We start from the raw sequence: 25,902 nt of genomic DNA on the forward strand, positions 1-25,902 counted from the left end.
CAGCCTGTTGTCGTCGACAACCGTGCCCCAGCGTGCCTCTCTCACCTCGCAGTCGACGGCCGTGTACGCGTCGAATCCGGGTTCAGGCGAGCGCGTTGAGGCGCTCTTCGAGCAGGGCGAATTGCTGCTCGAAGCGTGCCGTGTTGGACTTCCTCAGCTTCACGAGGTTCTCTATCCTCCAGCGTACGGCCGGAAACTGTTCCACATGGCTGTGCTCCAGAAGCGTCCAGTCGGGCTCCAGCCGCACCAGCGACAACAGGAAGTCGCGTTGCTTCTGCGTGAGTGAGCGGGGCAACTCGTGAATCAGCCAGCCGTCGGCGCTGAGCCTGGCCACCGCCTTTGCGCTCAGGCCTTCCTGCTTGAGTCGCTCCAAGTTGACGGGTGTACCCCGAGGGAGCCCAGGGAGCAGCTGCTTCCCATCTCACGGAAGTTTCTCTGAAAACCCTTTCTATACTGGGCTCCATGCGCTACCTCAACGTCGCCAACCTCGAGACCGCCCTATGGATCGCGCGGCTCGGCAGCTTCACGGCGGCGGCGGAGCGGCTGCATACGACGCAGCCCGCGATTTCCACGCGCATCCGCGAACTCGAATCCGCGCTGGGCATCAAGCTGTTTTCGCGCTCCGCGCGCGGCGTGGAGCCGACGCTCGAAGGCCGCGCCTTCCTCGACAAGGTGCAGCCCCTGCTGCAGCATCTCCAGGAATTGTCGGCGTCGGTGAAGACCGGCGGCGGGGTGCGCGGCACGGTGCGCATCGGCGCGGGCAACATCTGCATGGACTGGTTTCCGTCCATGGTTATCGCACTGCGGCAGGCCCTCCCCCATGTGACCTACGACGTCGAACTCGGCCTGGGCAGCCGCATGCTGCAGCGGCTCGAGACGCGCAAGCTCGACATCGCGATCATTTCGGGGCCGGTCGACGGCGCGAAGTTCGACGCGCAAAGCCTCGGCTACGACCGCATGGTGTGGATGACGGCGCCGCACCTGCTGGACGAGGCCGGCGGCGACATGCCGACCTTCCTGCGCGAGATGCCGCTGTGGTGCGTGCAGCGCGACTCGTACTACTGGCAGGCCGCCGTCCGCGCGCTTGGCGGCGACGAGGTGGTCGGCCACCTCAACGCCATCGACAACATGGCGGCGGCGGCGCACATGGTGCTCCGCGGGGGCGGCGCGGCGCTGTTGTCCGAGACGCTGGTTCGTGCCGACCTGGCCGCGGGACGCATCGTGCCCCTGCCCGGCATCCCGCCGGGCGAGCCGGTCGAGTTCTCGGTCGCCTGGTCGAAGGGCGACCGGCATCCCGTGCTCGCGCAGGTCGTCGAGGCGGCGACGCGCGCGAGCACGTTCGCGCGGACCGCCGCGCCGGCTTGAGGGCTACACCGCTTCCAGCTCGCGCGCCGAACACCACCGCAGCTCGCGCCGGTACTTCTGGTCGTCGAACGGCCGCGAGCGATGCAGCGTGCAGCTGTCGTCCCACATCAGCACGTCGCGAGGTTGCCAGACGTGGACGTAGCGGAACTTCGGCTGCGTGGCGAATTCGGTGAGTTCCTCGAGCAGCGCGCGGCCCTTCTCCTCGGGCCAGCCGACGATGTGCGAGGCATGCGCGCCCATGTAGAAGCACTTGCGGCCGCTGCCCGGATGCGTGCGCACGAGCGGGTGGTGCGCAGGCGGCAGCAGCTTGCGCGTCTCTTCGTTGAAGTTCGTGTAGCCGACCTTCGCCCGCGAGGCATACACGCTGTGCTCGACCACCAGGCCTTCCAGCTCCTTCTGCCGCGAGGCCGGCAGCGCTTCCCACGCGGCGCGCATGTCGGCGAATTCGGTGTTCGGCGCATCGACCTCGGGCAGCACGCGAGCGGACAGCACCGTGACACGCGCGGGCGGCTGGCGCATCGACATGTCCGTATGCCAGAACAGATTGGCCTGCAGGTAGTGCCGCCGCTCGTGCTCCTCGGTCATGATGTTGCCGTTCTCGTCGGTGTTCGAGACGTCGTAGAAGTACGGGTTCTTGTTCGCCGCATTGCTCATCTGCTTGGCCAGCGCATTCGGCGGGCCGAACCAGCGAATGAAGGCCTCCTGGTGCTCGTCGTCGATGGGCATGTTGCGGAAGTAAATGACGCCGTGGTCGGACAGCGCGCGCTCGACTTCCTCGTACTGCTCGCGCGTGATGGGGCGCGTGAGGTCGATGCCGGAAATGCCGGCGCCGAAACCCGATGGGGTGGGATCGATCTTCAAGGGCATGGGGGACTCCTGGTTCCTGGATTCAGAGAATTCAGCGCGTACACAGCGCGAGCAGCGCATCGGCGCTGCCTTCGCGCTCGAACGTCTTCACGCATTCGGCGAGGCGCTCGAAGCGCGAAGCCGCATCCGGCAGCGGCCATTCGCCGGTGAGCGCCTGCAACAGCCGGCGCGTGTCGTCCCAGCCGAGCGCGAAGCTCGACTGGTCGCGGAAGACGTCGTCGAACGCGCGTCCGTCCTTCAGCGTCACGCGCAGGTCGCACGCCCACGGCGCGAGGTCGTCGCGTTCGACCAGCCTGACCTTGCGGCCCTCCGCATGCACGGGATGCTCCCCGTAGCGTTCGCGGAAATGAGCGGCGGTCACGGTGCCGTCGCGCAGCATCGTCGCCACCATGAACGCGAGGCTCATCACCGCGCCGGTGGCCTGGGTGTAGGGGCCGTGCTGGTCGATGCCCGGATAGCGCGCTTCGCGGGGATTCATGCCGACCACGACGCTTTCGACGTCCGCGCCGGCGAATCCGTTCGCATCCATCATCCGGCGCAGCATGTAGATCGCCGCCTGGTTGATCATGCAGCCGGGGTACGGCTTGAAGACCGTGTCCTTCAATGCCCAGTCGCCCCAGTGCAGCTCGGGCACCCGGCCGAAGAACGCGGCATACCAGCCGGCCTTGCCTTCGAAGGACTCGGCCGCCGCCACCGCGCCGGCTTCCGCGAGCAAGGCGGCCTGCACACCCGCCTGCGCGCTGTGTCCCACTTGCAGGCGCCACTCGGGCGTGCCCTCGGTCCAGCACTGCATCGTGCCGGCGGAGAACTGCGTGCCGAGCGCGAGTGCATGCGCGATGCGTGCCTCGTCGAGGCCGATCAGCTTCGCAACGGCGCCCGCCGCGATCACCGGGCCGAACACCGACGTCGCGCGCAGTCCGCGCGCCACCGCGAGTTCGGCCACGTCGCCGGCCAGCTTCGGCAGCAGTTCGTAGCCCACCGTCAGGGCTTCGAGGATTTGCTCGCCCGAACTGCCGCGTTCCTGCGCCACCGCGAGCACCGCCGGCACGACGATGCAACCCGCATGGCCGATGGCCTGCGGATGCGTGTCGTTCTGGCCGCGCGAGCAGGACACGGCGCCATTGGCGAAAGCGGCATCCGACGCGCGGCGGCGCGCGCCGTTCACGAAGAGGCTTGCCGCGCCTTCGCCGCCGGCCACCGTTCGCGCCGCGAGCGCCGTGGGGTCCGCATCCTCGTAGCCCGCGACGGTCATGCAGGCGGTGTAGAGCAGGCTCGATTTCACGTGCGCCAGCGCATCGGCGGGCACCGCGGCCAGTCGCAGGGCCGCGATCTCGCGCGCGATGGAATGGACGAGCGCCATGTCAGTTGATCGCGATGTTGCGGCTGCGGATCACGTGTTCCAGGCGCGTGTGCTCCGACTTCAGGAGCTTCACGAAATCGTCCGCGGTGCCGGTGCCCGGCTGGATGCCGAGCTGGTCGAGCCGCGCGCGCACGGCCGGCGTGCGCATCGCTTCGTTCAGGTCGGCGTTGAGCTTCTGCACGGTCGCCGCGGGCGTTTTCGCGGACACGAGGAAGCCGTACCAGCTGCCCGACTTGAAGGTCGGCAGGCCGGACGCGGGCGCGGTGGGCAGCTCGGGCCAGCCCGGGAACGGATCCTTCGCGCCGAACATCAGCGCCTTCAGCTTGCCCGACTGCACATGCACGCGGCTCGAAGGCGCATCGAACACGGCATCGACGTGCCCGCCCTGGATCGCGGGCTGGAACGCGCCCGATCCGGTGTACGGGACGTGCGTGATCTTGATGCCGGTGAGCCCGGCGAATTCCTCGGCGCCGATGTGCGGGCTGCTGCCCACGCCCGAAGACGCGAAGCTCACGCCCTGCGGCTGCTGCTTGGCCCACTGCACGAACTCGGCGATCGTGTTGGCCGGAATGGTCGAACGGATGTAGAGCACCGTGCCCTGCCAGCCCATGTACGCCACGGGCGTCATGTCGTCGGGGTTGAAGGGCGAGCCGCTCGGGCGGAACTGCGCCGTGGTGTACGGCAGGCCGCCGACCATGATCGTGCGGCCATCGGCCGGTTGCTCCAGCGTGTACTTCACGCCGAGCACCATGCCGGCGCCGGGCTTGTTGGCGGGCACGACCGGCTCCTTCCATTTCGCGGCGAGCTCGACGCCCACGGCCCGCGTGGCCGCGTCGAGCGCACCGCCCGCGGCGATGGGGATGACGAGTTCGACGGCTCGCTGCGCGAAGGCCGGGGTGACGAGGGCGGCGGCGGCTGCCGCGACGAGAAGACGGAGGATGGAAAGCTTGGGCATGCGCCGAGCCTAGCCCGCGACCGGGACGGCAACCAAATCAGCCGTATTTATCCCACTCCATCGCACATCCTTATGTGTGCACCGCCGCAGCCGCCCTACACTCGCGTCCTTCGTGTCCGCCGTCCTCCACGCCCACAACATCGACGACCTGCGCCGCATGGCGCGTTCGCGGCTGCCGCGCGGCCTGTTCGAGTTCGTGGATCGCGGCGCCGAAGACGAGGTCAGCCTGCGCGGCAACGCGGAAGCCTACGCACGCCTCGCCTTCCGCACGCGCGTGATGCGCGACGTGTCCTCGCGCTCGATCGCGAGCCGGCTCTTCGGCCGCGACGTCGCGATGCCCGCGGCCATCGCGCCTACCGGCGCGACCGGGCTCATGTGGTTCGACGGCGAAGTGGCCGCCGCGCGCGCCGCACGTGCGGCGGGCATTCCGTACACGCTCTCCACCGCGTCGATCACGCCGCTGGAAACCATCGCCGAACGCGCGGGCGGCGACCTCTGGTTCCAGCTCTACGCGTGGCCGCGGCTGGAACTCTCCGAAGAGATCGTGCTGCGCGCGAAGGCGGCCGGCTACCGCGTGCTGATGCTCACCGCGGATTCGCCGGTACCCTCCAACCGCGAGTACAACAAGCGCAACGCCTTCACGGTTCCGCTGAAGCTCAGCGCGCGCAACATCGCCGATGTGCTCGCGCATCCGCGCTGGTTCCTCGACGTCATGGGCCGCTCGGTGCTCAGCGGCGGCGTGCCCGAGTTCGCGAACCTGCCCGCCGAGTTCCGCACCGACCTGCGCGGCAAGGGCAGCCGCAGCCTCATGCCGCAGAACACGCCGGTCACGCCCGAGGTGATGCGGCGCATGCGCGAACTCTGGCCCGGACCGCTGCTCGTCAAGGGCGTGCTGAGCCCGGAGGATGCGCGGCTCGCCGCCGACTGCGGCATGGACGGCATCGTCGTGTCCAACCACGGCGGGCGCAACCTCGACGCGGCGCTCGCCTCCGTCGAAGCCCTGCCCCGGATCGTGGACGCGGTGCGGGGCCGCCTGACGGTGCTGGTCGACGGCGGCATCCGCCGGGGCAGCGACATCGTGAAGGCGCTCGCGCTCGGCGCCAACGGCGTGCTGCTCGGGCGTGCGCCCCTGTGGGGCACCGCCGTTGCGGGCGAGGCGGGCACGAAGCACGCGCTCGACCTGCTGGCAGCGGAGATGGCGCGCGTCATGGCGCAGGTCGGCGTGGCGAACGTCGAGGAACTCGGGCGCGAGCTGCTCTGCCTGCGCGGCGAGGGGCTGCGCGAAGCACTGGAAGGCGAAACCTCATGAGACTTGCAAGATTCACCCTGGCCGATGGCGCGGAGCGCGTGGGCGTCATGCGCCTGCGTGACGGCCGAGACACGCTGCTGGACGTCACCGCGGCCGGTACAGCGCGCGATGCGAAGTCCGTTGCGCCGTCGATGATGGACCTCGTCGCCGGTGGCACGCGCGCGCTCGACGCCCTGCGCGAACTCGTCGCCTGGTCCGATGCGCGCGGCGAGTCGTGGCTTCACGATGCCGGGTCCGACGCCGTGCAATGGCTTACGCCGGTGCCGCCGCGCACCCTCTTCGCCGCCGGCCGCAACTTCGGGCGGCACAAGATGGAATCGGTGCGCGGCAACCCGGCCACCACGAGCAAGCTGCACAGCGACTTCCCCACCGGCTTCACCAAGCTCGGGCGCACGCTCGTGCCGCACGGCGCGAAGGTCAGGCGGCCGCCCGACGTCGTCCAGTTCGACTACGAAGTGGAAATCGCGGTGATCGTCGGCCAGCCGCTGGAGAACGCGAGCCGCGAGCAGGCACGCGATGCGATCTTCGGCTACACGGTCTTCAACGACCTGTCGGCGCGCGAATGGCAGCTCGCCGAGATGCACAACAACCTGCTGATGCTCGGCAAGAACTTCCCCGGCTTCGGCCCCATCGGCCCGTGCATCCTCACCGCCGACGAGGTGCCCGACCCGACGAAGCTCGTGCTGTGGCTGAAGGTGAACGGCGAGACGCGCCAGCACTCGGACTGCAGCGATCTCATCTTCGGCTTCGACGAGATGGTCGCATTCTGGTCGCGCATGGGCCTGACGCCGGGCGACGTCATCAGCACCGGCACGCCGGAAGGCGTGGCGCTGCATCGCAAGCCCGACCCCGGGCCGTACTGGCTCAAGCCCGGCGACGTCGTCGAAGCGGCCGTCGACGGCATCGGCACGCTGCGCACGATCATCGTCTGAGGCGGCGGCCTGCGCCGCGCGCCGCAGCGAGCCGCCGCTCAGCCGACCGTATTGCGCAAGGTGCCGATCCGGTCGATCTCGATTTCCACCACATCGCCCGCGGCGAGAAGCCGCTTCGGGTCCATCGCGAAGCCGACGCCCGCCGGCGTGCCCGTGGCGATCACGTCGCCCGGCTCCAGCGTGAGCCCTCTCGACAGGTCGCTCACGATGGTGGCGACGTCGAAGATCATGTCGCGCGTGTTCGCGTTCTGCCGCAGCTCGCCATTGACGGTGAGGCGCACGCCGAGGGCGCCCGCGTCGGGGATGTCCTCGCGGTCGGCGATCCACGGACCCATCGGGCAACTGCCGTCCAGGCCCTTGCCCTTGAACCACTGCACGTGCTGCAGTTGCAGCTCGCGGCCGGTGACGTCGTTGACGATCGTGTAGCCGAAGATGTAGTCGCCCACCTTGTCCTTCGGGATGTCGGTGCCCCTGCGGCCGATGACCACCGCGAGTTCGGCCTCGTAGTCCAGCGCCTTCGTCGTCGCGACGTGCGAGGGGATGGTCGCGCCCGGCCCGATGATCGTGGTGGGCGGCTTGCTGAAGTAGACGACGTGCGAGGGCGCGGCGGGCCGCTCGTCGCGCAGCTTCGCGCCTTCGGCGACGTGGTCGAAGTAGTTGCGGCCGACGCAGAACACGTTCTTCGCCAGGCCCGCGAGCGGCGCGGCGAGCTCCGCGCCCTGCACGAGCGGCGGATTGGCGACGGACAGCAGACCCTGCGCCAGTTCGCGCAGGCGGTCCGCATGTTGGTGGACATCGCCCAGCATCGCGGGGAGTGTGTGACCGGCGGGTTCGACGCCGAGCAGTTGCAGCAGCGGCGCGAGCCGCAGCCAGCGGCCGTCGCCGGTGCCGATGGCGGGCACGAGCCGGCCGGAAACGTGAAGCGTTGCAAATTTCATGGGAGGGGTGCAGGTTCAGCGGAGATCGCGTGATTGATGTTTGGCGAGCAGCGGGAATGCGCCGTGCAGATTCTCTGCCGCGACGTTGCGCGCCTTGGCGAGATGGCGCGGCTTCAGCTCGGCCACCGAGGTGACGCCCAGCAGTTGCAGGCACATGCGCATCTCGATTTCCAGCAGTTCGAGCACGCGCGTGACGCCCGCCTCGCCCGCCGCGGCCAGGCCCCAGCAATGGAGCCTGCCGAGGCCGACGAGGTCGGCGCCCATGGCAAGCGCCTTCACGACGTCGCTGCCTCGGTAGAAGCCGCCGTCGACGATGAGCGTGGCCTTGCCTTTCAGCTCGGCCACGATCTCCTGCAGCGCATCGATGCTGGCGACGCCGTGGTCTACCTGCCGTCCGCCGTGATTGGAGACGTAGATGCCCTCGATGCCCATTTCGACGAGGCGCTTCGCATCGTCCACACCGTCCACGCCTTTGACGATCAGGGGCACCGGGCAGTACTTTCGCACGGCCTCGAGTCCGCGCCAGTCGAACGCGGCCTGGAAATCCAGATCGGGCGTGCCGCGCGGGCTGCCGCGCAGGTGGCGGTTGGCGATGTCGCGCTCGCGCCGGCTGATCACCGAGGTGTCGACCGTGATGCAGATCGCCCGGAAGCCGTTCGCCACGGCGCGGTTCACCTCGGCTTCGAGCCACCGCGCGTCGCCGCGCACGTAGATCTGGTGGATGCGCAGATCGCCGGGCGCCGAACGCGCGATCTCATCCTGGTCGGCTTCCTGGTTGACCGAACTCAGCATGGCCGGACAGCCGAAGGCCTGCGCCGCGCGGAACACCGCTGGCGGACCCCCACCGAAACGATAGCGGCCGACGGGCGCCATGCACACCGGCGTGCGCATGCGCATGCCGAACACGGTGGCGCCGAGTTCGACCTTGCGGACATCGACGAGCACGCGCGGCCGCAGCGCGATCTCTTCGATCGCCGCGCGATTGCGGCGCAGCGAGGTTTCCGTTTCGGCGCCGCCGTTGAGCGTGTCCCAATCGTTGGGGCTCAGGTTGCGACGGGCCGCGGCCACGATCTCATGCAGCGTCTCGAATTCTTCCATCGTCGATCCTCCGGCCGATCAGGCGAACGCCACCGATTCGCTCGGCCGCTCGAGTTCCTTCACCGCCGTCCGCGCGAGCACGCGGCGCTCCTTGAACTCGTCGAAGTCGTCGGCGGCGCGGTGCATCGTGCAGCGCTGGTCCCACAGCAGCACGTCGCCCACCTTCCAGTGGTGGACGTAGCAGAAGCGCGGCTGCGTCGCATGCGCGGTCAGCCTCTCGATGAAGTCGCGGCCTTCCTGTTTGGGCCAGCCGACGATGTGGTGCGAGTGGCTGCTCAGGTAGAGATTGGTCCTGCCCGTCCGCGCGCTCGTGCGCAGGATGGGCTGGGTGACGGGCGTGAGGCGCTTCGCCTCCTCTTCGGAAAATTTCACCCCCAGCCGGCCGCGCGACCAGAGCGTGTCGTGAACCACGCTCAGTCCTCGCAGGCGATGCTTCTCCTCGTCGGACAGGGCATCCCAGGCGGCGCGCATGTCCGCGAACTCGGTGCCGCCGCCGCGAGAAGGCACCTCCTTCGCGGTGAGGATGCCGACACGCGACGGAATCTCGTGGAAGGTCTTGTCCACGTGCCAGACGCGGTTGGACAGCGCGAAGTAGCGGCGCTCGTCGCCGTCCTGCACGATCTCGTCCTTGTCGTCGAGGTTGGAGATGTCCGCGAAGTCGGTGCGCTTCAGCCGCGTGCGCTTGATGCGGTCGGAGAACACGCCATAGGTTTCCTCCGGCACGCCGAACTTCTTGGTGAACGCGATCTGCTGGTCGTCGTCGAGGAACTGGTCCTCGAAGATCAGCACCGGAAACTGTGCATGCGCCTGCAGGAGCCGCTCGAACGTGGCGTCCTCCATCGACTGCCGCAGGTCGAGTCCGACGACGCGCGCGGCGAGCTCGCCGGACGTACCGTGTGCGTGGGGGCGGTTGAGGGGTTCGACGCGAAAGATCAATGTGAGGGCTCCTTGACAGTTCATTCCGTTATCGAAATGATGTTTGTTTATGGGAATTTTGAGGAGTTTCAGGATCTCTGTCAACGGGCCGATCCGCGTGCAACGGTACTTGACGGACGTTCCGACACCGGCAAGAATATATTCCAATAAAGAAACGTTGTTCTGATAACAGTACAGTCGAAATCACAGTTCCACCCCGACACGCCCATGACCACACTTACCGTCACCCCGATCCAGCCCTCATTCGGCGCCACCGTCGAAGACGTCCGCCTCGGCGACGAACTGGACGACGCGGTTGTCGAGTCGATCCGGCAGGCGCTCGACCGCCACCTGGTTCTCGTCTTCCCGGGCCAGCACGACTTCTCGGGCGAACAGCAGGTGCGCTTCGCCGCGCACTTCGGCCCGCTCGACGTGAGTGCGATGAAGACGCTCAGCAAGGACCTCGGCCGGCCCATGGCCAACCAGAGCTACGGCGAGGTGTCGAACGTCGATGCCGAAGGAAAGATCTGGTCGAGCCAGAGCCGCCGCCGCCTCTTCCTGATGGCCAACCAGCTCTGGCACACCGACACTTCGTACAAGGAAATCCCGACGCGCGTCACTTTTCTCTGGGCACGCGAGGTGACGCCGACCGGCGGCGAAACCGAGTTCGCCGACATGTGCGCGGCGTGGGAAGCACTGCCCGCCGAACGCCAGCGCTCCCTGATCGGACTGCGCGCGGTACACAGCCTCTTCCATTCGCGCGGCCTCGTCGGCTTCACCGATTTCTCGGACGAGGAACGCGCCGCGTTCCCGCCCGTGGCGCATCCGCTCGTGCGCAAGCATGCGTCGGGCCGCACCGCGCTGTACCTGTCGTCGCACGCCTCGCACATCGAAGGCATGCCCTACGAGGAAGGCAGCCGCCTGCTGCAGGAGTTGACCGAGCATGCGACGAAGGAGCGTTTCGTCCTCTCGCACACCTGGCGCCAGGGCGACCTCGTGATCTGGGACGATTCCGCCACCTTGCACCGCGGCCGCCCCTACGACGAGTTCAAGGACCGCCGCGTGCTGCAGCGCACGAGCGCGAACGAAGCCCAGCCCCTGCGTGCCGCTGCAATGGCCGAACTCGGCTGAAGCCACGGGCCGCCGCCTCGACGAACAGGACGTCCACGATGACCATCACCCATGTCCCGCTGACCGGAACCCATCCTCGCGGCCTTTCGTCATCCCTCGCCGCGCAGGTGCATGGACTCGACCTGCGCCAGGAGGTCGATCCTCGCGATGCCGACGCGATCCGGGAACTGCTGGCGCAGTATCCGGTGCTCGTGTTTCCCGACCAGGTCATCGACGAGGACCAGCAGATTCGCTTCACGAACATCTTCGGCAGGCCGCACCTCTCCTACCTCGCGCTCGCGATGAACCAGAAGCGGCGCATCGCGCGGGACGACTTCAACGACATCTCCAACCTCGACGAGAACGGCGAGCTGCTCGATGCGACGAACCCGCGCCGGCTTACCTCGCTCGCCAACCGGATGTGGCATACCGACACGACCTTCCGCGCCATTCCGAGCAAGGTCGGCATCCTCTCGGCCAAGGAAGTCCCCAGCGCCGAAGGGCACACCGAGTTCGCCGACATGCGCGCCGCCTACGACGCGCTGCCGCAGGCGATGAAGGAGAAGCTGGAGACCCTGCAAGCGGAGCACAGCACGGTCTACTCGCGCGGCAAGCTCGGCGTGAAATTCACGGAGGAGCAGAAGCGGCAGTTCCCCGCCGTTCATCATCCGCTGCTGCGCGTGAGCGAGCGCACGGGGCGCAAGAGCCTCTATCTGTCCAGCCATGCCTCGCACATCGTCGGAATGCCGGTGGACGAAGGGCGCGAACTGCTGCGGCAGCTCACCGAGCACGCGACGGCCCCGGCCTTCTGCTACGTGCAGCAATGGAAGGTCGGCGACCTGCTGGTGTGGGACAACCGATGCACGATGCACCGCGCGGGCGAGTTCGACGAATTCAAGGAGCGGCGCGTGCTCGCGCGCACGGGCGTCGACGAACTCGTGGCGCCGCTCGAGTCGCCGGCCTACAGTTGAGGCCATGGAAGACATCTCACGCACCGCCCAAGCGATCGCCTCGGCCTACGGTTCTGCACCCCTCAAGCTCGCGGCGGCAGACCGGCCGAAGAATCTGGAAGAGGGCTACGCCGTCCAGGACCGCGTCGCGCAGTTGAAGGGCTGGACGCGCGCCGGCTGGAAAGCGGGTATCACGAGCGCAACGACGCGCGCGACATGGGCCGTCGACACGCCGCTGGTGGCCGGGCAGTTGTTCGCGCATGCGATCCACCCTTCGCCGCACGCTGCCGCGTCGACCGGGTCCGTCATCGTCGAGGCCGAGTACTGCGTGCGCCTCGCCAGCGACATCCCGGCGCGCGCGCATCGCTACACTCGCGAGGACATGATCGGTTTCATCGCTTCCGTCGCGCCTTCCATCGAAATGGTGGCCTCGCGTTTCGATCCCGCGTCCGGCCCCCACCTCTTCTCCTCCGTCGCCGACAACTCGAGCCACGGCCTGCTGGTCCTCGGCGAAGCGGTGCGCGAGTGGAAGCACGCCGACCTGCTGACGTCCGAAGTCACCCTGTCCGTGAACGGCGAAGTCGCCGCGCAGGGCCGCGGCGCCGACCTGCTCGGCGACCCGCTCGAAGTCGTCGCGTGGTTCGCCAACTGGCGCGCTTCGGTGGGCCAGCCGCTCCGTGCCGGCGATCTCATCGCGACCGGCGCATGCGCCAAGGCCACCGTGAACGGGCCGGGGGAAGTCACCGCCGATTTCGGCCCGCTCGGAACCGCATCCCTGGCACTGCTGTGAGCGGGATCGAAAGCGACGCCGCGGGCGACTTCGACGCGGTCGTCATCGGCGCCGGCGTCGTCGGCCTCGCCATCGCCGCGCGGCTCGCGCGCGAGGGCCGGGAGACCCTGGTGCTCGAAGCCGAGAACATCTACGGCAGCGGCGTCAGTTCGCGCAACAGCGAAGTCATCCATGCCGGCATCTACTACCCGCGCGGCTCGCTGAAGGCGCGCATGTGCGTCGAGGGGCGCCAGGCCCTCTACACCTTCTGCGAGTCGCACGGCGTCGCACACCGGCGCTGCGGCAAGCTGATCGTCGCCGGACCGGGCGAACTGGACGAACTGCGCGCCATCGAACGCGCGGGCCTCGCCAACGGCGTGGCCGATCTGCGCTGGCTCGACCGGGCGGAGGCGCTCGCGCTCGAGCCGCGCCTCGACTGCGCGGCGGCGCTCCTGTCGCCCTCCACCGGGATCGTGGACAGCCATGGCCTCATGACCGCGCTGCTCGGCGAGGCGCAACACCACGGTGCGATGCTGGCCGTCGGCAGCCGCGTGGTGGGCGGACGCATCACCCGGCGCGGCGTGTCGCTCGACGTCGCGGCCATGGGCGAGACCACCCGCATCGAGGCGCGAACCGTGGTCAATGCCGCGGGGCTCGGGGCGCAGCAGGTCGCACGCGGCATCGCGGGCATTCCCGCCGATGCCATTCCGCGCGAACGCTTCGCCAAGGGCAGCTACGTGGCGCTCGCGGGCAGGTCGCCCTTCACCCGCCTCGTCTATCCGGTGCCCGAGCCCGGCGGACTCGGCGTGCATCTCACGCTCGACCTGGGCGGCCAGGCGAAGTTCGGCCCGAACGTCGAATGGGTGGATGCGCCGGACTTCGACGTGGATGCGTCCTGCATTCCCGCGTTTCGCGCGTCGGTCGCGCGCTACTGGCCCGGCATCGTCGACGCCGAGCTGCAGCCGGGCTATGCGGGCGTGCGGCCCAAGCTTTCGGGCCCTGGGGAGCCCGCCGCCGACTTCCACATCGCCGGCCCGGCGGACCACGGGGTGCCCGGACTCGTGCAGCTGTTCGGCATCGAGTCGCCGGGGCTCACCTCGTCGCTGGCGATCGCGGAGCTCGTGGCGAGCAAGCTCGCGCCCCCACCCTGATCGCCGGCGCGGAGCGAACGAACCGGCAGGCGACCGTCAATCCGCCTTGATGTTGTTGGCCTTGGCCGCGGCCGTCCACTTCGCGACGTCCGCGTCGAGGAACTGCGAGAACGCGCGGCCTTGCGTTCCCACCGGCACGAAGCCGAAGCCGACCAGCTTGGCGGTGACTTCGGGCGACTGCAGCCCCTTGCGCACTTCCGCCGTCAGGCGGTCCACCACGGCGGGCGGCGTGCCGCGCGGCACGAACACGCCGTTCCAGCCCGCGAGGTCGAACATCGGGTAGCCCTGTTCGACGAAGGTCGGGATGTCCGCGTACTGCGGCATGCGCTCGGGCCCCGTCATCGCGAGGATCTTCAGCTTGCCCGCCTTCACGTGCGGCTCGAAGGTGCCCGCCGAACCCCAGGTGGCCGCGAGCTGGCCGGAGAGCACGTCGTTCAACGCGGCGGTCTCGCCCTTGTAGGGCACGTGCGTCACCTGGAGCTTGGCGACGTTGCTCAGCATCTCGCCGTAGATGTGGGCCGTGGAGGCGACGCCGAACGAGCCGTACGACAGCTTGCCGGGCCGCGCGCGGACGTATTCGACGAAGTCCTTGAGCGTGCTCACGCCGAGGGACGAGGGCACCGCGAGCACGGTTCCGGAGCGGCCGAGCAGCACGAGCGGAATCATCTCCGACAGCGAATAAGGCTGGTCGCTGCGCAGCGCGAGGTTCTGGGTGTAGGCCGTGTGGATCAGCAGCATGGTGTAGCCGTCGGGCGGCGAACCGGCCACCGCCTTCACGGCCACGATGCCGTTGGCGCCCAGCCGGTTGTCGATGACGACCGACTGGCCCATGCTCGCCGACATCTTCTCCGCGAGCGTCCGCGCGACGACGTCGGTGGTGCCGCCGGCCGTCGCGGGCACGACGATCTTCAGGCTCCGCGAGGGAAAGTTGTCCTGCGCATGGAGCGGCGCGGCGAACAGCAGCGTCGACACGACGGCGAGCGCGCCCGCGAAGGCGCGGCGATTGGAACGGTAAGGCACGGGGTTCACTCCATTTCTAAATAGGAACACTATTTTGAAAAGAGAATACGGCGGCCGGCCGCCCCTGTCAATCGAAGCGACCCGCCCACCCCCGTGCGCCGCTGCCGCGGCCCGTCGTTACCCGAGGCTCATCGAATGCCCATCGTCTTCGAGATGATGTTGCGCTGGATCTGCGAGGTGCCGCCGCCGATGGTCGCCTGCATCCCCTCGCGGAAGTAGCGTTCCATGTTCGACTCCGGCAGCATGCTGTGGCCGCCCAGGATCTGCATGCCCTGCCGCGTGATCGTCTGGAGCGTCTCGGAGGCGAACAGCTTCGCCATGCTCACTTCGCGCGTGCACGGCTGGTCGTTGGAGGCCATGTCGGCCGCGCGGTACGTCAGCAACCGGGCCGCGTCGACGGCGGTCTGCATGTCGGCGAGCATGTGCTTGATGGCCTGGAACTCGTAGATCTTCCGCTCGAACTGGATCCGCTCGTGCGCGTACTTCAGCGCATCCGTGACCGCCTGCTGCGCGTTGCCGACGTACGCGGCCGCGACGGCGATGCGTTCGAGTTCGAGGTGGCTGCCGATGATCTCCCAGCCCTTGCCTTCGACGCCGAGGAGGTTCTCCTCGGGCACGATCGCGCCGTCGAGAAAGATCTCGGTGGTGCCCGTGGCCCGTCGCGCCATCGTCGGGAGCTTGCGGATATCGACGCCGGGCGTGTCGTTCGGCACGAGCAGCATCGACAGGCCGCTGTGCTTCTTCGCGTCCGGGTCGCTGCGCACGAGCATCGCGATGACCACGTTCTCGGCGGCCGCGCCCGAGCACCACAGCTTCTGTCCCTGGATCTTCCAGCCATCGGGCGTGCGCGTGGCGCGCGTGCGCGCGCTCGCCGCGTCGGAACCCGAGGAGGGCTCGGAGATGGAGATGGAAAAGCGAAGCTTCCCGCGCATGAACGCATCGAGGTAGCGGTCCTGCTGCGCCTTCGTGCCGTACTTCACGATGTTCATCGCCGTGAAGGTGGACACCATGAAGGCCGTGGCGAAGTCGAAGCCGTAGCGGGCGAGTCCTTCGCACATCAGCGCGTACTCGAAGATCGCCCCGCCGTCGCCGCCCTGGTCCTCGGGGATCAGCATCCGCAGCCAGCCGGCTTCGGCGACCTTGCGATAGGCCTCATACGGATATTCGCGGGCGGCGTCGCAGCGCTGCACGTATTCGCAGCCGACTTCCTTCTCCATGAAGCGGTGTACGTTTTCGCGCCACATCTCCTGCTCGGCGGTGAGGAAGTTCATTGCGTTTCTCCGCAACGTTCGGCCATGGATGACTTGAAGTTCAAGGCGCACTCCTGAGTGATTGACGGCGGTATCGTAGACAGCGCCCGACCATCCGACAACGGCCAAATTCCATTCGAGGGACATGCCGCGCGCTGGGGAAAGTCCGCACGCGCATGCGCGAGAAATGGAAATCGGAAATGCCTGCTCGGGCCAGTGCCGCACGGGCGGGCGAAATTCAAATTCCATTTCGCGGCCACCGGCCGGTGCGCACGGCGCCGAGGGAAAGCGACGATTGACCCGGTCCACCCGCTTCCTATGATCCGCGCATCGATGGCGCCGCGGCGCAGTTCGGCCCAGTGCCATCGCATCGCAACGCAACGCAACTGGAGAAGCCCCATGTTCCGCAATCTCGCGATCGGCCTTGCCTGCTCCGCGCTGGGCCTGATGATCCATGCGCCCTCGGCGCACGCCCAGGCCTGGCCGACCAAGCCGGTGACGATCATCGTTCCCGCGGGCGCGGGCGGCGTGACGGACCTGCTCGCACGCACCATCGCGCCGCTGCTGTCGAAGCGGCTCGGCCAGACCGTCGTGGTGGACAACAAGCCGGGCGCGAACGGCGTGCTCGGCGTCTCCGCGGCCGCGAAGTCCCGCGCGGACGGCTACACCTTCGTCATCGGCACCAGCACGAGCATGGCGGCGAACGTCCACCTCTACAAGAACTTCCCCGTCGATCCGATCCGCGATTTCGCGCCGCTCGCCCTCATCGGCGAGATTCCGTTCGCGCTGGCCGTCCCCGCCGACTCGCGGTTCAAGACGATGAAGGATCTCATCGCCGAGGCCCGCCGCTCGCCCGGCAAGATCAACTACGGCTCCGGCACGAGTTCCGCGGTGCTCTGCGCGGAACTGGTGATGCGCGAGACGAAGATCGAACTCACCCGCGTGCCCTACAAGACCGGGCCGGCGGCGCTGACCGACCTGATGGCCGGCCGGGTCGACGTGGTGTGCGAGTCCATCACGAGCATGCTCGCGGATGCACGCGGCGCCAGGCGCCTGCGTTCCCTGGCACTGGTCATGGACCAGCGGACGCCGCTCGCGCCGGACGTCGAGACCGTTTCGGAAGCGGGCTTCGGCAAGGTGCACTACGCCGCATGGCTCGGTTTCTGGGCGCCGGCCGCCACGCCCAAGGACGTCCTGGCGCGCCTGAGCTCTGAACTCGTCGCCGTCATCAAGGACCCCGAGATGCAGTCCCGCCTGCCGTCCTTCGGCGTCAACGTTCCCGCGTCCCCCGGCCCCGAAACGCTGGCCGAGGCGCAGCGGGAAGAGGTGCAGAAGATCGGCGTGCTCGTGAAGGCCGCGAAGATCGAGGCCGAATAAGGCCACACCGATCGACGTCGACACAGCCCTCAGCCAAGGACAGGCCCATTCGTGACGGACGACAGCGACCAGCACCCTCCCCTGCGCGGCACGCGCGTCATCGACCTCGGCACGCGCGTCGCGGCGCCGCACTGCGCGACGTTGCTGGCCGAGTTCGGCGCCGACGTGATCAAGGTGGAGGTGCCCGCGGGCGACCCGTACCGGCGCATAGGCACGACGCTCGAAGGCGAGGACGCGAGCCTGAGCTTCCAGAACGACAACCGCAACAAGCGAAGCCTCACGCTGGACCTTCGCACCGAGGCGGGCCTCGACGTCTTCAAGAAGCTCGTGGCGTCCGCGGACTTCCTCGTCGAGAACTTCAGGCCGGGCACGCTCGAGGGCTGGGGCCTCGGCTATGACGTGCTGCAGGCCCTGAACCCGCGACTGATCCTCGTGCGGGTCTCGGCCTACGGCCAGACGGGGCTGTACCGCGAGCGCACCGGCGTCGCGCTGGTGGCCTACGGTTTCGCCGGCATCTCCTACCTGTGCGGCAATGCGGACAGCCCGCCGGCGCATCCGGGCACGCACGCCCTGGGCGACTACATCGCGGGGCAGTCCGCGGCGACGGGCGCGCTGCTCGCGCACATCGCGCGGGCGCGCCACGGCAAGGGGCAGGTCGTCGACGCGACCTTGTACGAGAGCCTGCTGCGGCTGCTCGACGAGCTGGTGCCCGCCTACTCCACCACCGGCTTCATCCGCGAACGCGAAGGCGCGAGCAGCCCGCACACGGTGCCGAGCAATCACTACATGACGAAGGACGGCCAGTGGGTCGCCCTCTCCACGGCCTCGCAGGACATGTACGTGCGCCTGTGCCGGGCGATGGAGCGCCCCGACCTGGCCGAACGCTTTCCGACCGGCGCCGCGCGACTCGAAGGACGCCGCGAACTCGACGCCGTGGTGAGTGCGTGGATCGCCGGCCTGTCACGCGACGAAGTCGTGCAGCTCAGCGAGCGCCACGACTTTCCGGCGGGCCCGATCTTCAACGTGCGCGACATCGTCGAGAACGAGCACGTGCGCTCGCGCGGCACGCTCGAATCGGTGAAGAGCAGCAGCGGCAAGGACGTCACGGTGGTCGCCACCGTGCCGCGCCTGAGCCGCAACCCCGGCGTCATCGAGCACCTCGGCCCGCGCCTGGGCGAGCACACCGATGCGATCCTGGGCGAACTCGGGTTCACGCCCGATCGCATCCGCGAGCTTCGCGCAGCGCGCGTGGTCTGAGCCGACGCGGCCGACCTCGCGGCGCAGCGGGCGCCATGGAAGCACGCAGGAAGCACGCGGACCGCAAATTCCGGTCTGCTAGGATCGTTTCCACTTTCCGTCATGTCCAGCAGAGCCCATCCCGTCGCGGCGCCGGCGGAGGCCGGCGGCGAAATCCGCGTGCTCTCCCGCGGGCTCGCCGTGCTCCGAGCCTTCCGCCCGAGAAACGCGCCCTTGACCAACAGCGATCTCGCGACGCTCACCGGCCTTGCGCGTTCCACCATCTCCCGCATCACCGCGATGCTGCTGCAGCTCGGCTATCTGGATTACGAACCGGCGCGCGGCCAGTACCGCCTGTCCGCGTCGGTCCTGACGCTGGGATTCGGCAGCGTCGCATCGTCGTACGTGCGCCAGATCGCGCAGGACCACATGCAGCGCTTCGCCGAGGCGAACGACCTCCTGATCGTGCTGGCGGTGCGCGATGGCGTGGCCATGGCGTGCCAGACCGTGGTTCGCGGACGCGGCGCGCTCACCATCCGCATGGAGGAAGGATCGCGCGTCGCCTTCTCGCATGGCGCCATGGGCCGGGCGTGGCTGGCGTCGCTGCCGGCCAAGGACCGCGATTCGCTCTGGAAGGAAGTGCAGAAGGCCTATCCGGGCGCCATGACCCGCGCGGAACTGGAGCAGTCGCTGCGGCAGTTCGCGCGCCACGGCTTCTGCGTGGCGGCGAGCAAGCTGGAACCGGATCTGCTGGGCGTCGCGACCATGCTGCACCTGCCGGGAGAGGCCGAGACCTGCGTGCTGGCGTGCGCGGTCCCCGCGTTCCGGCACCTCGACACGCGGTCGCAGGAAGCGCTCGGCATGCGCTTGAACGGCCTGCGAGACGACATCGTGCAAGCCCTTCGCGCCATCGGGCCGGAGGGCGGGGACTGATGCGGCGGCGCACCACGCTGCCCGACCGCGCGGTCGAGTCGCCGGGCAAGGCCAGTTCGCTGGAGCGCGGCCTCGACGTCCTGCGCTGCTTCGACGCGGCCGAGCCCATGCTGAGCGCCGCGCAGATCGCCGAGCGGCTCCGCATGCCGAGAGGCTCCGCGCTGCGCCTGCTGGCCACGCTGTGCGACGCGCAGTATCTCGCGCATCTTCCCGAGCCGGACCTCTACAGGGTCCACAGCGAGGCGATCCTGCTCGGACAGGCCTTCCTGAGCGGATCGCAGCTCGTGCGGCGCGCGCGGCCGGTGCTCCAGGGCTTCGTCGACCAGCACCGCTGCCATGCCGTCCTGTGCGTCGCGCGGCCCGAGGGCCTGATCGCCCTGCTCTATGTCCACGGCAGCAGCGCCCGCGCGAAGCCGGGCCTCGGCACAGGGACGATCTTCTCGCCGGAACATTCGGCGGTGGGCCACGCATGGCTGTGGACCGAGGGACCGCACGCCCAGGCCGAATGCATCGCGCGCCTGCGTGCGGCCGACACGACCGGGCGTGCCGGCGGCGCGGCGGAACTCTACCGCGCCTTCCACGAACTGGAGCGCACCGGCGTCTGCACCCTGCCGGATGCGCGACGCGGCACGGTCATGTCGGCAACGCCCATCGACGCAGGCAACGCGGCCAAGGCGATCCTCGGCAGCATCCTCGATCTGGACGATCCCCTTGCGGAATCGGACGCCTACGTGCAAAGCCTGCGCAAGGCCGCCGAGCGCATCACCGACGTCATTCTGGGGCACCGGCGCGCGGCGAGCTGGTAGCTCGCCCCAGGCTCCCGAAGAAGGCCGCTCAGTAGGACCTGGGCAGGCCGAGCACCTTGTCCGAAACGTAGTTCAGCACCATCTCCTGGCTGATCGGCGCGATCTTCAGGTGCCGCGTCTCCATCCAGAAGCGCGAGACGTGATACTCCGTCGCCATGCTGAATCCGCCATGGGACTGCATGGCCTGGTCCGCGGCGCCGAAGCCGGCCTCCGACGCGAGGAACTTCGCGGCGTTGGCCTCCGGGCCGCAGGGCTTGCCTTCGTCGAAGAGCCGGGCCGCGTTCTGCGTCACCATGTAGGCCGCTTCGAGCCGGATCCAGCTGGCGGCGAGCGGGTGAGCCACGGCCTGGTTCTGGCCGATCGGGCGGTCGAAAACGACGCGGTCCTTGGCATATTGCACCGCCAGGTTCAGCGCCCCGCGGCCGAGGCCGATGGCGGTGAAGGCGACCGCGATCCGTTCGGGGTTGAGTCCGTCGAGCAGGCATTTGAAGCCCTTCCCCTCCGCGCCGACGATCTCGTCTTCGAACACTTCGAAGTCGTCGAACACGATCTCGTTGCTGTCGACCGCGTTGCGCATGATTTTCTCGATGGCGGTGATCTCGACGCCCTTCTTGCCCTTGAGGCGCGTGAGGAACAAGGTCATGCCGTCGAAGGGGCGCTCGGGGTTGCGCGGGCTGGTGCGGGTAAGCAGCAGGACCCGGTCCGCGTGCTGCGCGTTCGAGATCCACACCTTGCGTCCGCGGACCGTGTAGCGGTTGCCGTCCTTCTTCGCGAAGGTCGTGAGGCGCGACGTGTCGACCCCGTTGTCGGGCTCGCTGACGGCGAAGCACATCATCTCCTCGCCGGTAGCGAGCTTAGGCAGGAATTCATCCTTCATCGCTTGCGAGCCGTGATGAATGACGGGGCCGGGAGGAAAGACCCAATACTGGAAGAGCGAACAGGCGTTGAAGCCGCAGCGCTGGCCCAGTTCGTCGAGGACGATGCCGACCTCGGCCAGGCCGAGGCCCATGCCGCCGTACTGCTCGGGCATGAACATGCCCAGCCAGCCGCCGCGGGCAAGCGCATCCTTGAAGTCCCAGGGGTACGCCTTGGTGTCGCCCTTCTGCTTCCAGTAGTTGAGGTCGAACCCCTCGGCGATCTTGCCGATGGAGTTGCGGATCATGTCGAGGTCGGCTTTTTCTGTGACGGCCATGTGTGAGGTTCCTTCCGGGTCGGGTCGCGGGGGCGCAGCTTCGCGCCCGCTGTGGAATGTAGTCGAGCGGACGCGGCGCGTGGAGCGCGCCGGACGCCGTTCTACGAGCTCAATCCCCGCCGATCCGCAGGCGATTCGGCTGCCGCCGCTCGATGGACCACTTCAGCAGCGCCGCCGAGCGATAGACGGCGTGTGCGAATTTTCCGTAGGGTAACGTCAGGAACAGGGCCATCACGGTGCCCAGATGCACCGCCAGCAGCGCCGCCATCGCGCCCGTGTCGCGCCACGCGAGCAGCGCGAGGCCCGTGAGGCTGGTGGCGAACAGCAGGACGATGAAGGCGCGGTCCATCGGCCGCTGGGCCGCGTCGCCGTGCATCGGGTCGCGCCGCAGGTTCAGCCACAGCAGGCCGGCCGGGCCAATCAGCAGGCCGATGCCGCCGACCGTGCCGAGGATGACGGGCAGGCTCGTGAGTGCGTACGGCGCCTGCAGTCCCAACGCGTAGTGGTACAGCGTCGCGACGCAGGTGGATGCGAAGCAGAGCATGAAGCCGTAGAAGGTGAGATGGTGGAAGCGCCGCCGTGCGAGCGTGAACCGGTCGTCTTCCTCGTTGCAGCCATCGCCATGCCCGCCGTCGAGGTAGGTGAGCGCGAGCGCGTTCTTCGTCGCCTCCACGGCGGCGGCGGAGCCGACCGCGCCCGGCGACTGCCCCCGCCAGAAGCGAACGGCCCCGATGGCCAGCGCGAGCACCGCCCAGCCGAAGGCCGCGCCGAACATCCACACGAGCATCGAATGCGGAAAGATCGCGTAGAAGTTGCCTGCCAGCGGTTCGTGGAAAAGCGATCCCTTCATCGCGATCGCGAGGAGCAGGAACAGCGCCAGGCCGCCCGCGGTCGCGAGCGCCAAGGTCACGCCGTTGCGGCGATAGAGCGCGCCCAGCGGTTGCGGCCACGCGAACGCCTCGTACGTTTCGCGCCGCACGCGCGCCATCGCCTGCGGCACGTTCACGGCGAACTCGTGGGGCGGCGCGTACTGGCAAGCGTGCAGGCAGGCGCCGCAGTTGTGGCACAGGTTCGCGAGGTAGTGCGCGTCGGCGGCGCCGAACTCGAGGCGCCGCGTCATCGCCGGGAACACCGCGCAGAAGGTCTCGCAGTAGCGGCAGGCGTTGCAGACCTGCATCTGCCGCGACACTTCGTTCTCGGCCGCGCGGATGAGGGATTCAAGCTGCTGCACGCGCCGCCTCCGTTCCCGCGATGCGGCCGAAGGCCGTGCCGATCGTCATGCCCACGCCGGCCGTGTAGCCCTTGCCGAGCACGTTGCCGGCCATCATCTCGCCGGCCACGAAGAGGTTGTCGCTCGGCGCGCCGCCGAAATGCACCTGCGCCCGCTCGTTGGTCTTCAGTCCGAGATAGGTGAATGTGATGCCGGGCCGCAGCGCATAGCCGTAGAAGGGCGGCGTGTCGATCGGCCGCGCCCAGTGTGTCTTTGGCGGAGTGAGCCCCTCCGTGTGGCAGTCGTCGAGCACCGTGTGGTCGAACGTGCCGATGCGGCAGGCCGCGTTGAAGTCGTTCAGGGTCTGCATGAAGGTGGTGTCGTCGAGGTCGAGCGCGCGCGCGAGCGCGGGCAGCGTGTCCGCCTTCACGCCCGCGAACACGGGCGGCATGAAGCGGCCGATGGCCTTGCTGTCGATGATGCAGTAGCCGATCTGCTGGGGCTGCAGCGCGACGAGCCGGCCCCAGATCGCGTAGCGCTTCGGCCAGAAGTCTTCGCCCTCGTCGTAGAAGCGGCGGGCCTCGCGGTTGACCATCACGCCCAGCGACACCGCGTCCACGCGCGTGACGATGCCGCCGTCGTACAGCGGCGCGCGCGCGTCGATGGCGACGCAATGCATCTGCGTTGCGTCGCCGATGATGTCGGCGCCCTGATCCATCATGTGGCGGATCAGCACGCCCTGGTTGAAGCGCGTGCCGCGCACGAGGAAGTTGTCCGCGGGCCATTCGCCGCGCTCGTTCTGTCCCCAGGCGGCGCGCATCCATTCGCGATTGGATTCGAAGCCCCCGGCCGCAAGCACGCACGACTTCGCTTCGATGCGCTCGCCGCGGCAGAAGGCGGCGACGAAGCGGCCGTCCTTCAGCTCGAGTGAATCCACCGGCGAGTCGTAGCGGATCTCCACCCCGAGGTCCCGTGCGCTGCGGTAGTAGGCATTCACGAGCGCCTTGCCGCCGCCCATGAAGAAGGCGTTGGTGCGCGAGAGATGGAGCGTGCCGGCCAGCGAGGGCTGGAAGCGCACGCCGTGGCGGCGCATCCAGCCGCGGCAGGTGGACGAGTCGCGGATCGCGAGGCGCGCGAGCCGCTCGTCCGTGTTGCCGCCGGTCACCTTGAGCAGGTCCTGCCAGAACTCCTCTTCGGAATAGGCATCGACCAGCACGTCCTGTGGCGCGTCGTGCATGCAGCGCAGGTTGCGCGTGTGCTGCGAATTGCCGCCGCGCCATTCGCGCGGCGCGGACTCGAGCAGCAGGACGCTCGCGCCCGCTTCGCGCGCCATCAGCGCGGCGCAGAGGGCGGCGTTGCCGCCGCCGATCACGAGGACATCGATCAACTTGCTTTCACTCCCGCACCTTCGCTTCTGAAATGTTCGACCAGCGCCTGTGCCTGCGCGCCGATGCGGCCCATCGGCGCGGCGCACAGGTCGTACCGGCGCGCCGCCCACGGCTCGTTGAGGCGGAGGATCGCCATGCCGCTGTTCGCGGCGACCTTGCCGGTGTACGTGTCCGGGACGATGGCGACGCCGAAGCCCGCCTGCGCCATGTTGAACGCCGCGTCGTAGGTGTTCACCTGCACCCGCGTGCGCAAGGGGCGACCGAGCGACGCGGCCGAGCGTTCCAGCAAGGCCTGGACCGTGCTGTTCGACTCCTGCTGGATCAGTTCGTAGTCGAGCACGTCGACGAAGCGCACCGACGTCAGCTCGCTCAAGGGATGGCCCTGCGGAACGACGACCATCAGGTGGTCGACGAAACAGTGCATGACCTGCGTCTCGTCGGCCGGCGCGGTGCCCCAGAAGATGCCGACGTCGACGTCGCCGTCGAGCACGGCCTGCACGATGCGCGAGCTCACCATCGTGCGCAGGTCGACGCGGATCGTCGGGTTCTTCGCATTGAACGATTCGAGCACGCGCGGGAGGTACGACACCAGCGCGGTCTCGGCCGCGGCGATGCGCACGATGCCTCGCATGCCGGCCGCGTGGTCGCCGAGCTCGCCCTCCAGCCGCGAGAGATCGCGCAGGATGGATCGCGCGTAGCGGACCACGGCTTCGCCGGCTTCGGTGGGGCGGATGCCCGTGCGCCGGCGCTCCAGCAGCTGCACGCACAGCGCAGACTCCAGGTCGGCCACGCGCTTGCTGACCGCCGAAGGCGCGATCGCCTCGCGCTCGGCGGCCTTGGCGATGCTCTGCTCCTCGACGATGGCGAGGAACAGCTTGAAAGTGACGAAATCGACGCGGCCGACAAGGTTCACGGAACGGCGGAGAAGGTTCGTGTCGGGGCTCGCGATGCGCTTGGACATGCGCCGATTCTGCGGCAATCCGGCGCGTTCGCCGGGCGCACCGCAGCCGGCTTATCCGCGGGCTGCGGCCTCCTCTTCGGCGACCTGCATCACGCCCGCGCCGCCCGTGTGATAGACCGCGTGGCCGCCGGCCATCATCGCGAGGGCGACGATCTCGGCCATCTGCCGCACCGTCGCACCATCCCGGACCGCCTGGCGCGCATGCATGCGCGAGCCCCAGGTCAGTGCATACGAGATGTCCATCGCGATGATGACGAGTTCCTTGATCGACTTCGGCAGCGCGCCGCCGTCCTTCAGCAGCCCCTGGCGGATCATCATGTACCCGTTCAGGGCGTAGGGCGCGACGGTCTCCAGCTTGAGCCACATGTCGGGCAGCGTGATGCCCAGCGCCTCCGCGATGTAGGCGCGGATGTCCAGCAGCTGCTCCTGGCCGTCGACGGGGTACTTGTATTCCTCGCCGCATTCCTTCTCCGCGGCCAGGATGGCCGGCAGCGCGGACATCTTGAAGCCGGGCATGCCGCGGCAGATGATCGCGAGCACGCCGACTTCCACCACTTCGGCGATCGTCGCCCCGGCGCGGATCGCGGCGCGGGCATGGAGCTGCGCGGCCGATGCGAAGGCATGGGCGTTCGCGATCGACATCGACAGCAGCTCCTTGTCCTTGCGGCTCAGGCCGTCGGGGTGCGAGGCGGTCGCCGCCTTCGCATCGAGGAAGTGAAGGCGGGCGGCGATCTCCTCGGCCACGCATTCCTCGACGAGCGGATGGATCACGTCGGGCTCGGGCGGGGCGGTCGGTTTCATGGGGTTGGA

General features: G+C 68.6%; 25 protein-coding genes. 11 read left to right on the top strand and 14 right to left on the bottom strand.

Going from position 1 to position 25,902, the window contains the following annotated elements:
- Nucleotides 1-82: 82 nt before the first annotated feature.
- On the bottom strand, nucleotides 83-373 hold the full coding sequence (locus AB7E83_RS03155) for a hypothetical protein (RefSeq protein WP_428565321.1): 291 nt from the start codon (nucleotides 371-373) through the stop codon (nucleotides 83-85).
- Between the two features lie 89 nt (nucleotides 374-462).
- Between AB7E83_RS03155 and AB7E83_RS03160 the strand changes: the two genes are divergently transcribed.
- On the top strand, nucleotides 463-1,365 hold the full coding sequence (locus tag AB7E83_RS03160; protein WP_428565323.1) for a LysR family transcriptional regulator: 903 nt from the start codon (nucleotides 463-465) through the stop codon (nucleotides 1,363-1,365).
- Nucleotides 1,366-1,368: 3 nt separating this feature from the next.
- Here AB7E83_RS03160 and AB7E83_RS03165 read toward each other — a convergent pair whose 3' ends face one another.
- From AB7E83_RS03165 to AB7E83_RS03175, 3 genes are read right to left on the bottom strand one after another with little or no spacing between them, the layout of a single operon-like run.
- Entirely contained in the window at nucleotides 1,369-2,232 is an 864-nt protein-coding gene (locus tag AB7E83_RS03165) for a TauD/TfdA dioxygenase family protein (protein WP_428565325.1), read from the bottom strand.
- 31 nt (nucleotides 2,233-2,263) lie between these two features.
- A complete protein-coding gene (locus AB7E83_RS03170) occupies nucleotides 2,264-3,592 on the bottom strand; it encodes an MmgE/PrpD family protein (protein ID WP_428565327.1) in 1,329 nt (442 codons plus the stop codon).
- 1 nt (nucleotide 3,593) lies between these two features.
- Nucleotides 3,594-4,547 (bottom strand): Bug family tripartite tricarboxylate transporter substrate binding protein, encoded by a 954-nt coding sequence (locus AB7E83_RS03175; RefSeq protein ID WP_428565329.1) that lies wholly within the window; start codon nucleotides 4,545-4,547, stop codon nucleotides 3,594-3,596.
- A 112-nt stretch (nucleotides 4,548-4,659) separates the two neighbouring features.
- Between AB7E83_RS03175 and AB7E83_RS03180 the strand changes: the two genes are divergently transcribed.
- Both AB7E83_RS03180 and AB7E83_RS03185 read left to right on the top strand, forming a co-directional pair.
- Nucleotides 4,660-5,856: an alpha-hydroxy acid oxidase gene (locus tag AB7E83_RS03180; protein ID WP_428565331.1), complete on the top strand. Its 1,197-nt coding sequence runs from the start codon at nucleotides 4,660-4,662 to the stop codon at nucleotides 5,854-5,856.
- Entirely contained in the window at nucleotides 5,853-6,788 is a 936-nt protein-coding gene (locus tag AB7E83_RS03185) for a fumarylacetoacetate hydrolase family protein (protein ID WP_428565333.1), read from the top strand. The genes AB7E83_RS03180 and AB7E83_RS03185 overlap by 4 nt, the downstream gene beginning before the upstream one ends.
- 38 nt (nucleotides 6,789-6,826) lie before the next feature.
- Here the strand turns inward: AB7E83_RS03185 and AB7E83_RS03190 are convergent, their stop codons facing one another.
- From AB7E83_RS03190 to AB7E83_RS03200, 3 genes are read right to left on the bottom strand one after another with little or no spacing between them, the layout of a single operon-like run.
- Nucleotides 6,827-7,726: a fumarylacetoacetate hydrolase family protein gene (locus AB7E83_RS03190; protein ID WP_428565335.1), complete on the bottom strand. Its 900-nt coding sequence runs from the start codon at nucleotides 7,724-7,726 to the stop codon at nucleotides 6,827-6,829.
- Nucleotides 7,727-7,741: 15 nt separating this feature from the next.
- Nucleotides 7,742-8,824, bottom strand: a complete 1,083-nt coding sequence (locus tag AB7E83_RS03195; protein ID WP_428565337.1) for an alpha-hydroxy acid oxidase — start codon at nucleotides 8,822-8,824, stop codon at nucleotides 7,742-7,744.
- Nucleotides 8,825-8,842: 18 nt separating this feature from the next.
- Nucleotides 8,843-9,760: a TauD/TfdA dioxygenase family protein gene (locus AB7E83_RS03200; protein ID WP_428565339.1), complete on the bottom strand. Its 918-nt coding sequence runs from the start codon at nucleotides 9,758-9,760 to the stop codon at nucleotides 8,843-8,845.
- A 207-nt stretch (nucleotides 9,761-9,967) separates the two neighbouring features.
- On the opposite strand from AB7E83_RS03200, the gene AB7E83_RS03205 reads away from it, so the two are divergent.
- Genes AB7E83_RS03205 through AB7E83_RS03220 form a run of 4 tightly spaced genes read left to right on the top strand, consistent with a single transcriptional unit; the run spans nucleotide 9,968 to nucleotide 13,719 of the window.
- Nucleotides 9,968-10,870, top strand: a complete 903-nt coding sequence (locus AB7E83_RS03205) for a TauD/TfdA dioxygenase family protein (protein ID WP_428565340.1) — start codon at nucleotides 9,968-9,970, stop codon at nucleotides 10,868-10,870.
- 38 nt (nucleotides 10,871-10,908) lie between these two features.
- The gene (locus AB7E83_RS03210) at nucleotides 10,909-11,820 is read left to right on the top strand and encodes a TauD/TfdA dioxygenase family protein (RefSeq protein ID WP_428565342.1); all 912 of its coding nucleotides are present in this window, start codon (nucleotides 10,909-10,911) and stop codon (nucleotides 11,818-11,820) included.
- Between the two features lie 4 nt (nucleotides 11,821-11,824).
- The gene (locus AB7E83_RS03215; protein ID WP_428565344.1) at nucleotides 11,825-12,589 is read left to right on the top strand and encodes a 2-keto-4-pentenoate hydratase; all 765 of its coding nucleotides are present in this window, start codon (nucleotides 11,825-11,827) and stop codon (nucleotides 12,587-12,589) included.
- On the top strand, nucleotides 12,586-13,719 hold the full coding sequence (locus AB7E83_RS03220; protein WP_428565346.1) for an NAD(P)/FAD-dependent oxidoreductase: 1,134 nt from the start codon (nucleotides 12,586-12,588) through the stop codon (nucleotides 13,717-13,719). Before AB7E83_RS03215 ends, AB7E83_RS03220 begins: the two co-directional genes overlap by 4 nt.
- Before the next feature lie 36 nt (nucleotides 13,720-13,755).
- Here AB7E83_RS03220 and AB7E83_RS03225 read toward each other — a convergent pair whose 3' ends face one another.
- Both AB7E83_RS03225 and AB7E83_RS03230 read right to left on the bottom strand, forming a co-directional pair.
- A complete protein-coding gene (locus AB7E83_RS03225) occupies nucleotides 13,756-14,739 on the bottom strand; it encodes a Bug family tripartite tricarboxylate transporter substrate binding protein (RefSeq protein WP_428565348.1) in 984 nt (327 codons plus the stop codon).
- Nucleotides 14,740-14,867: 128 nt separating this feature from the next.
- Entirely contained in the window at nucleotides 14,868-16,010 is a 1,143-nt protein-coding gene (locus tag AB7E83_RS03230) for an acyl-CoA dehydrogenase family protein (protein ID WP_428565350.1), read from the bottom strand.
- Between the two features lie 378 nt (nucleotides 16,011-16,388).
- Here AB7E83_RS03230 and AB7E83_RS03235 point away from each other — a divergent pair, with 378 nt between their 5' ends.
- The 4 genes from AB7E83_RS03235 to AB7E83_RS03250 all read left to right on the top strand — a co-directional run bounded on the left by AB7E83_RS03235 (nucleotide 16,389) and on the right by AB7E83_RS03250 (nucleotide 20,341).
- On the top strand, nucleotides 16,389-17,366 hold the full coding sequence (locus tag AB7E83_RS03235) for a Bug family tripartite tricarboxylate transporter substrate binding protein (RefSeq protein WP_428565352.1): 978 nt from the start codon (nucleotides 16,389-16,391) through the stop codon (nucleotides 17,364-17,366).
- Between the two features lie 51 nt (nucleotides 17,367-17,417).
- Complete coding sequence (locus tag AB7E83_RS03240) at nucleotides 17,418-18,623, top strand: CaiB/BaiF CoA transferase family protein (protein ID WP_428565354.1); 1,206 nt, start codon at nucleotides 17,418-17,420, stop codon at nucleotides 18,621-18,623.
- Between the two features lie 102 nt (nucleotides 18,624-18,725).
- Nucleotides 18,726-19,535 carry an IclR family transcriptional regulator gene (locus AB7E83_RS03245; RefSeq protein ID WP_428565356.1) on the top strand — a complete coding sequence of 270 codons (810 nt, stop codon included), beginning with the start codon at nucleotides 18,726-18,728 and terminating at the stop codon, nucleotides 19,533-19,535.
- The gene (locus AB7E83_RS03250; protein WP_428565358.1) at nucleotides 19,535-20,341 is read left to right on the top strand and encodes an IclR family transcriptional regulator; all 807 of its coding nucleotides are present in this window, start codon (nucleotides 19,535-19,537) and stop codon (nucleotides 20,339-20,341) included. The genes AB7E83_RS03245 and AB7E83_RS03250 overlap by 1 nt, the downstream gene beginning before the upstream one ends.
- A 28-nt stretch (nucleotides 20,342-20,369) precedes the next feature.
- Here the strand turns inward: AB7E83_RS03250 and AB7E83_RS03255 are convergent, their stop codons facing one another.
- The 5 genes from AB7E83_RS03255 to AB7E83_RS03275 all read right to left on the bottom strand — a co-directional run bounded on the left by AB7E83_RS03255 (nucleotide 20,370) and on the right by AB7E83_RS03275 (nucleotide 25,893).
- Entirely contained in the window at nucleotides 20,370-21,533 is a 1,164-nt protein-coding gene (locus AB7E83_RS03255; RefSeq protein ID WP_428565360.1) for an acyl-CoA dehydrogenase family protein, read from the bottom strand.
- 109 nt (nucleotides 21,534-21,642) lie between these two features.
- Nucleotides 21,643-22,764: a tricarballylate utilization 4Fe-4S protein TcuB gene (tcuB, locus tag AB7E83_RS03260; protein WP_428565362.1), complete on the bottom strand. Its 1,122-nt coding sequence runs from the start codon at nucleotides 22,762-22,764 to the stop codon at nucleotides 21,643-21,645.
- The gene (gene tcuA, locus AB7E83_RS03265; RefSeq protein WP_428565364.1) at nucleotides 22,751-24,130 is read right to left on the bottom strand and encodes an FAD-dependent tricarballylate dehydrogenase TcuA; all 1,380 of its coding nucleotides are present in this window, start codon (nucleotides 24,128-24,130) and stop codon (nucleotides 22,751-22,753) included. Before tcuA ends, tcuB begins: the two co-directional genes overlap by 14 nt.
- Nucleotides 24,127-25,092: a LysR family transcriptional regulator gene (locus AB7E83_RS03270; RefSeq protein WP_428565366.1), complete on the bottom strand. Its 966-nt coding sequence runs from the start codon at nucleotides 25,090-25,092 to the stop codon at nucleotides 24,127-24,129. The genes tcuA and AB7E83_RS03270 overlap by 4 nt, the downstream gene beginning before the upstream one ends.
- A gap of 51 nt (nucleotides 25,093-25,143) precedes the next feature.
- Nucleotides 25,144-25,893: a carboxymuconolactone decarboxylase family protein gene (locus AB7E83_RS03275; RefSeq protein ID WP_428565368.1), complete on the bottom strand. Its 750-nt coding sequence runs from the start codon at nucleotides 25,891-25,893 to the stop codon at nucleotides 25,144-25,146.
- Nucleotides 25,894-25,902 lie beyond the last annotated feature (9 nt).

This window comes from Ramlibacter sp., assembly GCF_050250995.1.
GTDB lineage: Bacteria > Pseudomonadota > Gammaproteobacteria > Burkholderiales > Burkholderiaceae_C > Ramlibacter.